Origin of the sequence: Sphingomonas melonis, from assembly GCF_013409985.1 — a bacterium.
Lineage (GTDB): Bacteria > Pseudomonadota > Alphaproteobacteria > Sphingomonadales > Sphingomonadaceae > Sphingomonas > Sphingomonas melonis_A.
The window spans coordinates 77081-92035 of the sequence record NZ_JACCBY010000008.1; the positions used below are offsets into that span (position 1 = coordinate 77081).

Annotated in this window: 8 protein-coding genes and 1 pseudogene; 1 reads left to right on the forward strand and 8 read right to left on the reverse strand. The window is 67.5% G+C overall.

Translation table 11 applies throughout. The features are described from left to right. Window positions 1-180: 180 nt before the first annotated feature. The 7 genes and pseudogenes from nirD to HD841_RS18695 all read right to left on the reverse strand — a co-directional run bounded on the left by nirD (window position 181) and on the right by HD841_RS18695 (window position 9131). Complete coding sequence (gene nirD / locus HD841_RS18665) at window positions 181-519, reverse strand: nitrite reductase small subunit NirD (protein ID WP_179510409.1); 339 nt, start codon at window positions 517-519, stop codon at window positions 181-183. Further along, window positions 516-2993, reverse strand: coding sequence for a nitrite reductase large subunit NirB (gene nirB / locus HD841_RS18670; protein ID WP_179510410.1), 2478 nt, complete (start codon window positions 2991-2993; stop codon window positions 516-518). The genes nirD and nirB overlap by 4 nt, the downstream gene beginning before the upstream one ends. A gap of 8 nt (window positions 2994-3001) precedes the next feature. Then, complete coding sequence (locus HD841_RS18675; RefSeq protein ID WP_179510411.1) at window positions 3002-4246, reverse strand: nitrate/nitrite transporter; 1245 nt, start codon at window positions 4244-4246, stop codon at window positions 3002-3004. Between the two features lie 453 nt (window positions 4247-4699). Next, a pseudogene (locus HD841_RS18680) lies at window positions 4700-5093 on the reverse strand (IS5 family transposase); the annotation flags it as partial. A gap of 473 nt (window positions 5094-5566) precedes the next feature. Beyond that, window positions 5567-7201, reverse strand: coding sequence for a DUF5597 domain-containing protein (locus HD841_RS18685; protein ID WP_179510412.1), 1635 nt, complete (start codon window positions 7199-7201; stop codon window positions 5567-5569). Between the two features lie 131 nt (window positions 7202-7332). Further along, window positions 7333-8532 carry a CmpA/NrtA family ABC transporter substrate-binding protein gene (locus tag HD841_RS18690; protein ID WP_179510413.1) on the reverse strand — a complete coding sequence of 400 codons (1200 nt, stop codon included), beginning with the start codon at window positions 8530-8532 and terminating at the stop codon, window positions 7333-7335. Further along, entirely contained in the window at window positions 8529-9131 is a 603-nt protein-coding gene (locus HD841_RS18695) for an ANTAR domain-containing response regulator (RefSeq protein ID WP_179510414.1), read from the reverse strand. The genes HD841_RS18690 and HD841_RS18695 overlap by 4 nt, the downstream gene beginning before the upstream one ends. Window positions 9132-9478: 347 nt before the next feature. Between HD841_RS18695 and HD841_RS18700 the strand changes: the two genes are divergently transcribed. Continuing rightward, window positions 9479-11653, forward strand: a complete 2175-nt coding sequence (locus HD841_RS18700) for a TonB-dependent receptor (RefSeq protein ID WP_179510415.1) — start codon at window positions 9479-9481, stop codon at window positions 11651-11653. Between the two features lie 56 nt (window positions 11654-11709). On the opposite strand, the gene HD841_RS18705 is transcribed toward HD841_RS18700, so the two are convergent. Beyond that, window positions 11710-14781, reverse strand: a complete 3072-nt coding sequence (locus HD841_RS18705) for a TonB-dependent receptor domain-containing protein (protein ID WP_373563073.1) — start codon at window positions 14779-14781, stop codon at window positions 11710-11712. Window positions 14782-14955: the final 174 nt, after the last annotated feature.

Genomic DNA, 14955 nt, shown 5'->3' on the forward strand with positions numbered 1-14955 from the left:
CCCCCGACACCCCGTCACCCCGGACTCGTTCCGGGGTCCACTCCGCGGCGAGGAGAGCGGCATGAGGCGCGAGCGCGCGCCTGCGGACCGGTGGACCCCGGAACGAGTCCGGGGTGACGGTGGGGCGGATCGGCTGAAGCCATGGGCCATGCACGATCGCTTCTTCCGTGCCGGGGAAGGTCACGCCGCAGCGCTCAGCGCACCGGCGCGGCAGATCAGCACGCGGCCGCCGGTCACCTTGACCGGCACGACCGGCGTACAGCCCTTGTCCTCGCCCAAGGCCTCGCCGCTGGTCAGCGAGATGCGCCAATTGTGCAGCGGGCAGGCGACCGCGCCGCCATGGACGATGCCCTGCGACAGCCGCCCGTGCTTGTGCGGACAACGGTCGAGCAGCGCGAACACCTTGCCGTCGCCGGTGCGGAACACCGCGATGTCGTCGCCCCCCGTCACCTGCACCGTGCGGCTGCCGCGCACCGGAATCTCGTCGACCCAGCCGATATCGAGCCATTCGCCGGTCATGCGAGCACCTCCTGTCGCGGGGTGAAGACCGCCATCGGCGCATGCTGTTCACGCGCCTCGCCCTCGACGCGCGCCGCCCAGGGATCGTCCTGCGAGAAGCTTTGCGAATGCAGGAACCGCGCCGCCAGCGCATCGCGCCCCGCGGCATCGTCGGCGATCCGTTCGCGGATATAGGCGACGCCGACGCGCTCGATCCACGGCGCGGTGCGTTCGAGATAGCGCGCCTCCTCGCGGTACAATTGGATGAAGGCGGCGCAATGATGCATCGCCTCCGCCTCGGTGGTGACGCGGCACAGGAAGTCGGTCGCGCGCACCTTGATGCCGCCATTGCCGCCGACGTGCAGTTCGTAGCCGCTGTCGACGCAGACGATACCGAAGTCCTTGATCGTCGCCTCGGCGCAATTGCGCGGGCAGCCGCTGACCGCGATCTTGAACTTGTGCGGCATCCAGCTGCCCCAGGTCATCCGCTCGACCTTGACGCCGAGCCCGGTCGAATCCTGCGTGCCGAAGCGGCACCATTCGGAGCCGACGCAGGTCTTCACCGTGCGCAGCGACTTGCCGTACGCATGGCCGCTGACCATCCCCGCCGCGTTGAGATCGGCCCAGACCGCGGGCAGGTCCTCCTTCCTGATCCCGAAGATGTCGAGCCGCTGGCCGCCGGTCACCTTGACCATCGGCGCGTTGAACTTCTCGACCACGTCGGCGATCGCGCGCAGCTCCTTCGGGCTGGTCAGCCCGCCCCACATCCGCGGCACCACCGAATAGGTGCCGTCCTTCTGGATGTTGGCGTGCAGCCGTTCGTTGACGTAGCGGCTCTGCTGGTCGTCCTGATAGTCGCCGGGCAGCGCGCAGAGCAGGTAATAATTGAGCGCCGGCCGGCACGACGAACAGCCGTCGGGCGTCGTCCAGTGCAGCTTCTGCATCACCTCGGGGATCGATCGCATCCCCTGCGCGACGATCTCGCGGCGGACGTCGTCGTGGCCGAAGCTGGTGCATTTGCACATCGTCTTCGGCCCCGCCTCGACCTCGTCGCCGAGGGTGAGCGCGAGGATCGTCTCGACCAGCCCGGTGCACGAGCCGCAGCTCGCCGACGCCTTGCAGCCGGCGCGCACCGCGTCGAGGCCATGCGCGCCGCGCGCGATACAGGCGACGACCTGCCCCTTGGTGACGCCGTTGCAGCCGCAGATCTCCGCCGTGTCGGAGAGCGCCGCAACGGCTGCCTTAGGGTCCGCCTGCCCCCCTCCCGAGGCGAAGGCCTGGCCGAAGATCAGCATGTCGCGCATCGCCGACACGTCGGCCTGCTGGCGCAGGAGGTCGAAATACCAGCCGCCGTCGGCGGTGTCGCCGTAGAGCACCGCGCCGACGACGCGGTCGTCCTTCACCACGACGCGCTTGTAGATGCCGCGGCTGGCGTCGCGCAGCACGATGTCCTCGGCGCCGTCACCGCCCGAAAAGTCGCCCGCCGAGAAGACGTCGATCCCCGACACCTTGAGCTTGGTCGAGGTGACCGAGCCGCGATAGCCGCTGTGCCGTTCGGTCAGGCCGTCGGCGAGCGCGCGGCACATCTCCCACAAGGGCGCGACGAGGCCGTAGACATTGCCGTCATGCTCGACGCATTCGCCGACCGCGAGCACGTCGGGATCGCTGGTCACCATATGGTCGTCGACTTGGATGCCGCGGCCGACCGCGAGCCCCGCCGCGCGCGCCAGCCCGACCGCGGGGCGGATGCCCGCCGCCATGACGACGAGGCTCGCCGGGATGACGCGGCCGTCCTTGAGCGCGACCCCCTCGACACGGGTGTCGCCGAGGATCGCCTCGGTATGCGCGCCGGTGAGGATGGTCTGGCCGCGCGCCTCGAGCGCCGATTTGAGCAGCCAGCCCGCCGCCTCGTCGAGCTGGCGCTCCATCAGCGTCGGCATCAGATGGATGACGGTGACGCGCATGCCGCGCAGCGCGAGGCCGTGCGCCGCCTCGAGCCCGAGCAGCCCGCCCCCGATCACCACCGCATCGCCGCCCCGCTCGGCCGCGGCGAGCATCGCATCGACGTCGCGCATGTCGCGGAAGCCGACCACGCCGGGCAGGTCGTTGCCGGGCACCGGAATGATGAACGGATCGGAGCCGGTCGCGATCAGCAGCTTGTCATAGCCGATCGTGCGGCCCGACCGCGCGGTCACGTCATGCGCGTCGCGGTCGATCGCGACGACCGGATCGCCGGCGACGAGGTCGATGCCATGGTCGTCGTACCAGGCGCGGTCGTTGATGACGATCTCGTCGAAGGTCTTCTCGCCGGCGAGCAGCGGCGACAGCATGATCCGGTTGTAGTTCACATGCGGTTCGGCGCCGAAGATCGTTACGCGATAGCGCTGCGGATCGCGCGCCAGCAGTTCCTCGACGGCGCGGCAGCCGGCCATGCCATTGCCGACGACGACGAGGTGGGGGCGGGGGTCTGGGCGAAGGGCGGGATGGAACATCATGGGGCCTTTCAGATCCGGACGCCGGCGGCTGCCGCGTCCCAGGTCGTGCGCCAGCGGCGCTTGACCGCGGTGAGCGTCGCCAGCGCGACGAGCGCGAGCGCGGCGAAGATCAGGAAGCCGGGGGCGAAGCTGCCGGTGCTCTGCTTGGCGAAGCCCAGCGACGAGGCGAGATAGAAGCCGCCGATGCCGCCGGCCATGCCGACCAGCCCGGTCATCACGCCGATCTCCGCCTGGAAGCGCTGCGGCACGAGCTGGAACACCGCGCCGTTGCCCGCCCCGAGCGCGAGCATCGCGGTGACGAACAGCAGCAGCGCGGCCGCGACGCTCGCCGCGATGCTCACCCCGGCGAGCGCGACCGCGGCGGCCGCATAGACGACCGACAGCGTCTTCACGCCCCCGATCCGGTCGGACAGCGCCCCGCCCAGCGGCCGCACCAGCGAGCCGGCGAAGACGCAGGCGGCGGTGCAATAGCCGGCGGTGACCGGGGTCAGCGCGAACCGGTCGGTGAAATAGATGGGCAGCGAAGCGGCGAGGCCGACGAAGCCGCCGAAGGTCACCGCATAGAAGAGCATCAGCAGCCAGGCGTCGGCGGTCTTCAGCGGCGTCAGATAGGCGGCGAGACGCTTGGGCGCCGGCGCATCGGGCGCATCCTTGGCCATCACGCAATAGGCGACGAAGACGAGGCCGAGCGGCAGGCAGGCGAGGCCGAGCACCGCATTCCAGCCGAACATCTTCGCCAGCGTCGGCGCGAACAAGGCGGCGAAGACGGTCCCCGAATTGCCCATGCCGGCGAGCCCCATCGCCTTGCCCTGATGTTCGGGCGGGTACCAGCGGCTGGCGAGCGGCAGCGCGATCGCGAAGCTCGCGCCGGCAAAGCCGAGGATCACGCCGAGCACCAGCGTGCCGACGAAGCTGTCGACGCCGAGCCACCAGGCCGAGGCGAGGCCGCCGATGACGATCAACTGGCTGATCGCGCCGGTGCGCTTGGGGCCGATCCGGTCGACGAGCAGCCCGTTGACCAGCCGCAGCACCGCGCCGGCGAGCGTCGGCGTCGCCACCATCAGCCCCTTCTGGGCGGCGGACAGGTGCAGCGTCGCGGCGATTTCCGGCGCGAGCGGCCCGAGCAGCACCCAGACCATGAAGGCGAGATCGAAATAGAGGAAGGCGGCGATCAGCGTCGGGCGATGCCCGGCCTGCCAGAAGCCGCTGCCTGCGGCCGTGCGAGTGTCGTCTTCCCAATAGGCGGTAGCCATGGCGAACCCCTGCGATGCGATGGAGACACGAAAAAAGCCGCGACCAGACGTCCGCGAGAGGCGGGGGCTGGGCAGCGGCTTTGCTGGTCGAATGGTGGACGCCCGCCCCGTCATTGGGGTGGCATCCGCTGGGCACGCATCGTTGCGCGACGTCGGCAACTATCTAACGAACCCGGCGCCTTCGCAAGTGCAAAAATGCGTGGCGGCGAATGGCCGATTTGTTCGCGGTGTGCGGCGAGGCCTTGCCGAGGCTCGCTCCGGTGTCAGTCGTTGCTGCTTAGCGACGCTTGGAGCGTCGAGCGATCGGGGGCCGCGACGACACGAGTAACCGCCCATCGTACGATCAGGAAGGTGGCGACAAATGACACCACGCCAAGGCCGATGTTCTTGCTCCCGATGATCACCCATGGAGGCATAGCGGCGGCGAAGCCGGCTGCGCGCCATTGCGCGGCTAACGTCGGTGAGCGCATGGACCTTGGTCGTCCATCCGTCGCGCGAACGGCCGATCACCTGGGTCTGGCGCCCCCTTTTCCACCGAATACCGCGCGTCGCGCCTTGATGTAGGCGCTGTCGATCGCGGTACTCTTCGCAACCACGCCGGCATCCACCAGCGCGTCGAGCAGCTTGAGCCAAAACCCTCGGCGCGACCAACGGTTGAACCGGTTGTAGATCGTCGTGGATGGTCCGTAATCGGCCGGGCAGTCGCACCAGCGGCAACCAACCTTCAGTACATGCACGATCCCGGAGATCACCCGCCGGTCGCTACCCGCCGGGCACCGGGCTGGTTCTTCGGCAGATGCGGCTGGATCGCCGCCCACGCTTCATCCGACAACCAGAACAGCGCCATGCCTCACTCCTCCTGATCCACCCGCCACTGAATCAGGGAAATCATCACCCCTCAAGATCCTGATTGGGTTTGGACCCTAGACAAATCGTCTGTTCGCCACCCCTCACCTTAAGGTTCCTGAAGGTCCTGTTTTTCTGGTTTTACAGCATCATAATTCTAATTTTTAACCGCCTTAAGAAACCTTAAGGAATAAAGTTTTGGTATATTCCTCCTCTTTCTCAGGCACTTAACACCACGGCTCGCCGTGTAGGGTGTGCAAAATTAGGTACTCTCCCTCACCTCATCACCTCGCTTTTTAGCTTTTTCACGGGGTGCCCGGCGTAGCCTGGAAAGACTCAAGTCGCGGAGCGTCCGCTCAGCGCGTGGTTCGTGCCCGGTGGACCGTTTTTTCCCGACTGCTGCTCATATCAATGGTGCCGATGCTGGCCGCGAAAGCCGCGGCGACGATCTTTTCGCCGAGTTTGTCGACCAGACTAATAGATCGCCAGCTTGACCTTCAGGATCTGCGGCAACGTGGTGAGATTGAGGCCGCTGCCGGTCTGGTCGCCGTTCCACAGGCGGTCGAACACCCATTGGCCGTTCTGGAAATGCCCCTCCTCGACCCGGGCGAGCATGAACCGTTCGTTCTTCGCCGAGCCGAAGCGGACGCGGACGCGGTTGCCGACGAGCAGGAATTCGTCGGGCGACAGTTGCGCGATCACCGCACCACCATCGGGAACCTCGCGGCCGGGAACCGGATCGGACTTGGCCATCCAGCCTTCGCCGAACGTGCCCATCTGCCACTCGCCGTACGACAAGGTCGCGGTCCAGCGGTCGCCGAGCGCCAGCGTCTCGGGCTTGCGGTCGCCGGCCTCGCCGGCGCCCCACACCTTGTTCTCGAACGCGATCCTCGCCCAGTCGCGCGCCATCGGCGCCAGCCGGCGATAATGGACGGCGAAGCTCTCCACCGTCTCGGCGGTCACCGCCTTCGCCCCCAGCGGGTAGTTGGAGAAGCCGGAATAATCCAGGCCGAACGGCGAGAAGCCGATGCCATGCCGGCCAAGCACGTCGTAGATGTACCGTGCGTAGACCTTGTCGCTGCCGATCTCGGGCACGAACACAGGATTGTCCGCGCGGCCATATTGATCGAGCGTCTTGCGGACCCTGGCGCTTTCGCGGTCGTAGATGTCGGGTGCGATGGCGTCGATCGCGGGCGCCCCGGCCTTCCAGACATCGAGGACGTTCCACGTCGGGCCGCCGGAGGAATAGGTGAACGGGTCCTGGTAGTTGAAGGGATCGCGCAATGCCGCGTTGACGTACATCGGCAGCGCCAGCGCGCGCTTGCCGGCCGCCGCGACCTCGTCGACGTATCGGGCGATATGCCAGGCGTGGAAATATTCGTCGGCATCCTTGCCGAACGCCTGCCGCCACGTGCCGGGCTTGGCGTGCATCGCCCGGATCAGTTCGGCCGGCACGGGCTTGTCGAACAGCCGCTGCGCCACGGGCGAGAAATCGCGCACGGCATTATAGGTGCCGGTCTCGTTCTCGACCTGGACCATGATGACGTCATGGGTCGGATCGACCGCCTTGAGGTGCTGCATGAGCGCGACGAACGCCCGCTTGTCCGCCTCCAGCGTCGTGCGCGAATGGGGTGACAGCGAGTTCTTCACCTCGCCCTTGGCATTGACGACCCGCGGGAAGCGGGCGTTGTCGAGCTTCACCCATTCCGGCGCATAATCGGGATTGTTGTTCTTCCACGTGCCGAACCAGAGCAGGACCAGCTTGACGTCGTTCGCGCGCGCCTGTTTCAGCAGCTCGTCGACGAAGGAGAAATCGAACCTGCCTTCGGTCGGCTCGATCTGCTCCCATGCGACCGGCATCTCCAGCGTATTGGCATGCGCGGCCTTCACCGCGGGCCAGACCGCCGGCAGCTGCGAGGGGTAATTGCCCGAATTGTTCGCCTGCAGCCCGAGCATGAGGAAGGGCGCGCCATCGACCATCAGCGCATGCCGGCCGTTCTTCTCGACGAAATGCGGCAGATCGTCCGCCCGGGCGGCGCCGCTCGCCACCATCGCCGCGAGCAAGGCCAGCGACACGCGCCCGAAGATTTCCCGCCCGCCGATCGCCATGCCATCCCCCTTTGACGGTAAATCCAAGCGATTTCCGTCACATCGACCGATCGTATAGGGGGAAGGCCGGAGACGCGCCACCGCAGCCGCGTCCGCGGGTCGAACCGCTCCAGACCGTGGGGACCGCGCGCTTACCGCCCGGCGAGATAGCCGGCGACGTCGCTCGGGTCGAACACGCCGCCATCGAAGAAGCCGTCCGCGCCCAGCGTCAGCGCGCCCTCGTGCGCGCCCACCCCGAGCGGCGCGCCGATCGCGCCCTCGACCTTCATGCTCGCGCCCGGCATCGGCAGGCCGGTGCCGGCGAGCGCACGGCGGTAGACGTCGGAGCGGAACACCGCGGCCGCGGCGCGCTCCGCCTCGACGCTGGCGGCGACGAAGCCCCAGCGGACGAATTGCGAATAGATCCACAGCGCCTGGCTGCGCCACGGAAAGCCCGCCGCCTCGCGGTGGAACAGCAGGAAGTCCGGCACCGCGACCGACGGCTCGCCATGGCGCAGCGTCAGCCGCCCGGCGAGCGCCGGGCGCAGCTCGGCCGAGGGCCGGCCGACATGCTCGGGCCGTTCGAGCAAGGCGAGCAACTCGTCGCGATTGGCGGGATCGTCGCACCAGGCCGCGGCGCGCGACACCGCGATCAGCAGCGCATCGACCGTCGCCGGGTTCGCCTCCATCCAGTCGGTCCGGAACGCCAGCACCTTTTCGACGCCGCGCCGCCAGATGCGCGCGCCGGGGACGACGATCTCGGCCAGCCCTTCGGCGACCGCGACGCTGCTCCACGGTTCGCCGGCGATGAAGCCGTCGATCTCGCCGACGCGCAGCGCCTCGACCATCAGCGACGGCGGCAGCACGCGCAGCGTCAGGTCGCGGTCGGGATCGGTGCCGGCCGCCGCCAGCCAGTAGCGCAGCAGCAGCGCCTGGCTGGAGAATCGGTGGACGATGCCGACCACCGGCTTGCGGCGGTGCAGCCCGATCGCCGCGGCGAAATCATGCGCCGCGGCGAGCGGATCGGCGATGCGCTGCGCCGGATCGGGTTCGAGCGCCGCGGCGAAATCGGGCGCCATCGCCAGCGCATTGCCGTTGACGTTGAGCCGGAACGGCGCGGACAGGGCGGCCGGCGCCTGGCTCAGCCCGAGCGTCACCGCGATCGCGAGCGGGGCGAGCATATGCGCGCCCTGCACCTGGCCATAGACCAGCCGGTCGCGCAGCGTCGCCCAGGAGGTGGTGCGCACCAGATCGAGCTCGATCCCCGCCTCTGCCGCAAAGCCCCTGGCGGCCGCGACGATCAGCGGCGCGCTGTCGGTCAGCGGCAGGAAAGCGAGCGACAGCGGCGTCATAACGGGCTCCTCAGCATCTCGCTGGCGGTGATCAGCGCCTCGGCGACCTCGACGATGCGCTTGCCCTGGTTCATCGCGGTCGAGCGCAGCAGCGCATAGGCCTCGGTCTCGGGCAGGTTGCGCCCGGTCATCAGGATCGCCTTGGCGCGGTCGATCGTCCTGCGCTCCTGCAGCGCGACCTTGGCCTGGTCGCGCTCCGACTTGGCGACATCGAGTTCGGCCTGCATCCGCGCGAAGGCGTTGAAGCGGCGGATGGCGAGGTCGAGCACCGACTTGACCCGCTCCTTGCGCAGGCCGTCGACGACATAGGCGGAGATGCCGGCATCGATCGCGGCGCCGATCATCGCCTCGTCGGACTGGTCGACGAACATCGCGATCGGCCGGGCGAGCGCGCGCGACACCGCGAGCATCTCCTCGAGCGTGTCGCGGCTCGGCGAGCCGAGGTCCATCAGCACGACGTCCGGCGCCATCCGTTCGAGCCGCGCGACGAAGCCGCGTTCGGGCGGCACGAGATGGATGTCGTCATAGCCGGCCTCGCGCAGCCCGTCCTCCAGGACGGTCGCGCGCAGCCCGCTGTCGTCGACGATCACGATTCGCAATGCTGCCCCCGCTGTGCCGACGCGACGCTGGCCGGGGCGGCGCGGGAGGTCAATGCTGCGTCCGCTCCGCCCGCCAAATCGTCATCCCGGCGACCGTCGGACACGACTGGCGCAGGAAGCAGATGGTGCGCGCCGACGCTGCCGGCGTCATGGCCATGTATCCCGGCTTCCGCCGGGATGACGATGGTGATGCTCGGGCAGGGCGACGCCGGCCGCAGCCCCATCGTTCGCCTAACGCGCTGATGAATAATGCGTCATCCTCAAGGGTTCGGCTTGCCGAGGAGCGGGGGCCGGGTGCAGGGGCTACGGCCCGGGAGACGTGTTACACTATAACATAGGGGACGCCGATGCGACCTGCCCTGTTCCTGACCCTCAGCCTGCTGCCGTTCCTCGCCCCCGCCGTCGCCCAGGCGCAGGCGGCGCCCGCGCCGACACCGACGCCGACACCGTCGTCCGCCTCCGCCGACCCGTCGCCCCCCGCGCCGGCCACGGCGAACAGCGACATCATCGTCACCGGCCAGCGGCTCGACGCGGCGCGCGCGCATATCCAGCCGAGCCTCGGCGCGACCAGCTACGAGATGACCAGCGCGACGATCCAGGCGCTGCCGGGCGGCGAGAACCAGCAGTTCAACCAGATCCTGCTGCAATTGCCCGGTGTGGTGCAGGACGGCTTCGGCCAGTTCCACGTCCGCGACGACCACAATGGCCTGCAATATCGCATCAACGGCACCATCCTGCCCGAAGGGCTGGCGGTGTTCGGCCAGACGCTGTCGCCGCGGCTCGTCGCCAAGCTCGACCTGCTGACCGGTGCGCTGCCCGCGCAATATGGCCTGCGCAGCGCCGGTATCATCGACATCACCACCAAGAGCGGCCTGTTCCAGAACGGCGGCACCGTGTCGCTGTACGGCGGCAGCCACGACACGATCCAACCGAGCTTCACCTATGGCGGCTCGACCGGGCGGACCAATTACTTCGTCTCGGGCGATTATCGCCACGATGCGCTCGGCATCGAGAGCGTCGACGGCCGCGCGAACCCGGTGCACGACGATACCGACCAATATCAGGGCTTCGCCTATGTCGATCACATCCTGAACGACAACAACCGCGTCTCGTTCGTCGGCGGCTATTCGAACCAGTGGTTCCAGATCCCCAATCCGGTCGGCGCGCAGCCCGACGGGACCTGGTCGGTCGGCGGCCGCACCGCCTTTCCGAGCGAGGCGCTCGACGAGCGCCAGCTCGAACGCACCGGCTTCGGCCAATTGAGCGTCCTCCACGACGACGAGCCGCTGACCGTGCAGGCCTCGGTGTTCGGCCGCTATTCGTCATTGCGCTACCGCCCCGACGTGCTCGGCGAATTGCTGTTCAACGGTCAGGCGCAGGCCGCGCTCAAGCAGGATTTCACGCTCGGCGCGCAGGCGGATGCGGTCTATCATATCGGCAGCGCCCACACGTTGCGCGGCGGCCTGCTGCTCAGCCGCGACCGCAGCACCAGCGCGACGCAGACCCACGTCTTCCCGGTCGACGACGACAGCGGCGCCCAGGCGGGCGAGCCGATCGTCATCGCCGATCGCTCCGCCAAGACCGCGGTGACGCTGAGCGGCTATCTGCAGGACGAATGGGCGTTCACGCCGACGCTGACGCTCAACTACGGCGCGCGCTACGACCATTATGCCGGCTATCGCACGGAAAACCAGCTCAGCCCGCGCGCTAATCTGGTGTGGCAGCCCGATGGCCGCTTTACCGGCCATATCGGCTATGCGCGCTATTTCGTGCCGCCGCCCTTCGAGAATGTCGCGGTGACCAGCGTCGCCTCGCTCGTCGGCACCAGCGCCTATCCCGAAGTCCCCACCGACACGACGCCGTTCGCCGAGCGCCAGCATTATTTCGACGCCGGCTTCCAGATGAAGCCGAGCGCGCATTTCTCCTGGGGCATCGACGCCTATTACCGCATCTCGAAGAACCTGATCGACGAGGGCCAGTTCGGCGCGCCGATCATCCTGACGCCGTTCAACTATGCGCAGGGGCGGATCGGCGGGATCGAGGCGAACGCGAGCTACACCGCGGGGCCATGGAGCGTGTACGCCAATTTCGCCGCGGCCAAGGCAAAGGGGCGCGACATCGTCTCGAGCCAGTTCAGCTTCAGCGCCGACGATCTCGCCTCTATCGCCAACCATTATATCTACCTGGATCACGACCAGAGCTACACCGGCTCGGGCGGCCTGTCCTATGCGGTGCGCTCGGGAATGCTGGCGGGGACCAAGATCGGCGGCAGCCTGCTCTACGGCTCGGGCCTGCGTACCGACGGCGCAGTGCCGAACGGCGCCAAATTGTCGCCCTATGCGCAGGTCAACCTGACCGCGAGCCACCATTTCGCCGCGCCTGATCTCGACGTGCGCGTCGACGTCATCAACGTCGCCGACCACCGCTACGAGATCCGCGATGGCGGCGGGGTCGGCGTCGGCGCGCCGCAATACGGCCCGCGCCGCGGCGTCTTCATCGGCGTCAGCAAGGCGTTCGGGTAAACAAAAAGGGCCTGCCGGAACGTCCGGCAGGCCCTTTTTGCAGATTGGTCGTCCGCTTAGAAGTTGATCGTCGTGCCGATCGCGATGTTGCGGCCCAGCGAGTCGTAGCGCTGGGGGATGGTGTTGCTGCGCGCCAGGCTGATATTGTACGAATCCGGCACGATCGGCGCGCTCTTGTCGAGCAGGTTGTTGGCGATCAGGCGCAGCGAGAACTGCTTGGCGATCGCGAAGTTGAGCGCCAGGTCGAAATAATTCTGCGGCGCGACGCGATAGTAATTGGTCAGCGCCCGCGCCGGGGTGCCACCGATCGCCTCGTCGCCCGAATTGTTGGCGTTGGTCAGCGAGCCGACATAGCGCCAGTTGAACGAGGCGCTGAACTTCTTGTCCATCGTCGTATAGGTGGTGCGCAGGCCATGGCTCCACTTCGGGATGAGCTGGCCGCAACCGTTGCCGTAATAGCCCGCGCAATTGCGCTCGGGCTGCACCGGCGAATCCTGGCCGCCGGCGAAGCTGGTCAGCGAGCCGTTGAAGCCGAAGTCGAGGCGACCGATCGTGTCGAGGTCGAGCGCATATTGCGCCTGGAAGTCCCAGCCGCGCGCGATCGAGGTGTAATAGTTGGTCGTGCCCTGGCGGATGAAGCCGGTGGTCGCATCGGGTCCGCTCGCGAAGAGCGTGCCGGTGCCCGGATTGCGGACGATGCCCTGGCAGAAATACTGGTCGCCGCCCGAACGCAGACAGCCGTCGGTGTAATAGCTGTAGTCGTTGTAGCCGAGCGAATTGTCGATCTTGATCCGGTAACGGTCGACCGAGAAGACCAGCCCCTTGATGAAACGCGGCTTGACCACCAGGCCATAGGTCTGGGTGTAGGCGGTCTCCGGATCGGCGGTGAAGCCGCCCGAGCGCACCGAACAGGCGTTGCTCGTCCCGTTCGGCGCAGGGTTGTTGCTGCACAACAACGTCTGGCTGCCGTAGAGCGCATCCGACAGGCCGGTCGCACGGCACACCTCGCGCGAGGCGATCGGGGCGCCGGAAACGCCGTTCACCACGGTCGGGGCGCAGAAGTCGTTGAACGTGCCCGAACCGCCGCCCGCGAATTCGATGTTGGTCGCCTGACGGATCTCGACGACGGTCGGCGCGCGCTGTGCCTTGTTGAACGAGGCGCGGAAGGTCAGGTCGCGGACCGGCGCGTAGACGCCCTCGATCTTCCAGGTGTTGAACGTGCTCGGATTGCTGCTGTACTTGGAGACGCGATAGCCGCCGTTGAGCTGGACCAGCTCGGCGAACGGCTTGTGCTCGATCAGCGGCGCCTGGACCTCGATATTGGCTTCCCAGACGTCCTGGCTCAGATAGGTGTCGTTGCCGCCGAGCCGGGCGCGATAGGCGCTGTCCGCGGACGACTTGAGCGTGTCCTTGCGATATTCGGTGCCGAGCGCGATCGCCAGGCCCTGTTCGGCGAACGGCGAGGTGATGCCGTATTTGCCGAGGTCGCCGGTCATGTTCGCCTGGACGTCGTACAGCGTGCCGGTGGTCACCGAGGTGCCGGTGCCGAACAGATAGTTGATCAGGGCGGGATTGGTGTTGCCGCCGCTGAAGATGTCGAACGGCACGCAGCCCGCCGCGCCGCTCGCGCAGGTCGGGGCGGCCGCGGTGCCGCCGACGTTGACCGCATTCTGCAGATTGCCCGCGATGCCGAAGCTCGGGGTGTAATCCTGATGGTTGCGCGCATAGACGCCGCCCACGTCATAGGTCCAGGCATCGCCCACCTTGCCACGGACACCGCCGGTCAGGCGGACGCCGGTGTTGACATAGGTGTCGGGGCGATCGCTGTTCTCGCCGAGACGATAGGCGATATTGACGGGCACGCTCGTCACGCCCGCGCCGCAGCCGATCGCGGTCGCCTGCGTCCCCGACAGAAACGGGTTGCTGCAATTGACGTTGATATTGGTGCCGCTCGCGATCGTCGGATAGTTGTTATACGACTTGTCGCGGAACCAGATGCCCGAGGCATAGAGCTCGGCTTCGGGGGCAATGTCGAGCGTCGCGAAGCCGCCCGCATTCACCCGCTCCGACGGCCGCTGATAGGCATAGCCGCTGAAATAATTGGAGGCGTTGCCGGGGCCGGCGCCGAACGGCACGAAATTGCGCGAGCCGTCGGGATTGTTGACCAGCTGCACGCCCTTGTTGGCGCCCTGCTGCGGGGTGATCAGGCCGTTGGTCGAGCTGCTCGGGGTGAGGCCGCACGACAGCGGGCCGTTGAGCTGCAATTGGGTGAGGTAGCAGCCCGCGTTCGAGCGCGAGGTGAGGGGGATCTCGTCGGTCTTGCGATAGTTGACGAAGCCGCTGAGGTGCAGCGCGCCGTCGAACAGCTTGGTGCCGGCGGTCAGCGTCAGGTCGGCACGGCCGCCGTCGTTGGTCAGGCCACGCGGGCTGCCGAAGCCGGCATCACGCGCCAGCTGCGAGACGATCGTGTCCTTGTTGTTGTGATTGTAGAAATTGTAGTTGGCGTCGAGCTGGACGCCCTCGAAATCCTTGCGCAGGACGAAGTTGACGACGCCGGCGACCGCGTCCGAACCATAGACCGACGAGGCACCGCCGGTGAGCACGTCGACGCGCTCGAGCAGCGAGGTCGGGATGATGCCGGTGTCCTGGCCGTTCTGCGTACCGATCCGCTTGCCGTCGATCAGCACCAGCGTCCGCTCGAAGCCGAGGCTGCGCAGCTTGATGCGCTGGCGACCGTCGGAGTCATTGTAGGTCTGCTGGCTGTCCGGCGCGACCTGCGGCAGGCGGTTGAGCACGTCCTCGACGTTGACCGGCGCCTGGGCGCGGATGTCCTGCTGGGTGACCGAGGTGATCGGCGCGGCCGAGGTGACGTTGGGGCGGTTGATGCGCGTACCGGTGACGACGATCTCGCCGCCCGAAGTGGGCGCGTCGCCCGACTGGCCGGCGATCGCCGCGGCGCGGGTATCGGAGGCGGCATCGGCTTCGGCGCCGGGCTGCGGATCGGCCTGGGCTGCCGGGGCAGGAGCGGTCGCATCGGGCGAGGCCGGTGTCTGCTGCGCCGTCGCCGGCAGCGTCCAGAGCCCCATCGCACCGATCAATGCGATACGCGAAACCGAGTGAATCAACACGCCTCTCCCTCTTATGCCCTGGTAGCGCTACCGGAAATTTCCTGGCGGCCGGAACCAAATCAGGCCCTTACCAGACCTGGATAATACCAATCCGTTCCTAAAGTAAATACACCTTGATTTCGGGGCACTTGTCCAGGGCAGGGGCATGAGGGCGCTGCTGTCGCGGCTGGTACC

What these genes read in the sequence shown, in the direction of transcription:
- nirD (WP_179510409.1), bottom strand. Translation starts at nt 519, where the DNA reads ATGACCGGCGAATGGCTCGATATCGGCTGGGTCGACGAGATTCCGGTG.
- nirB (WP_179510410.1), bottom strand. Translation starts at nt 2,993, where the DNA reads ATGATGTTCCATCCCGCCCTTCGCCCAGACCCCCGCCCCCACCTCGTC.
- HD841_RS18675 (WP_179510411.1), bottom strand. Translation starts at nt 4,246, where the DNA reads ATGGCTACCGCCTATTGGGAAGACGACACTCGCACGGCCGCAGGCAGC.
- HD841_RS18685 (WP_179510412.1), bottom strand. Translation starts at nt 7,201, where the DNA reads ATGGCGATCGGCGGGCGGGAAATCTTCGGGCGCGTGTCGCTGGCCTTG.
- HD841_RS18690 (WP_179510413.1), bottom strand. Translation starts at nt 8,532, where the DNA reads ATGACGCCGCTGTCGCTCGCTTTCCTGCCGCTGACCGACAGCGCGCCG.
- HD841_RS18700 (WP_179510415.1), top strand. Translation starts at nt 9,479, where the DNA reads ATGCGACCTGCCCTGTTCCTGACCCTCAGCCTGCTGCCGTTCCTCGCC.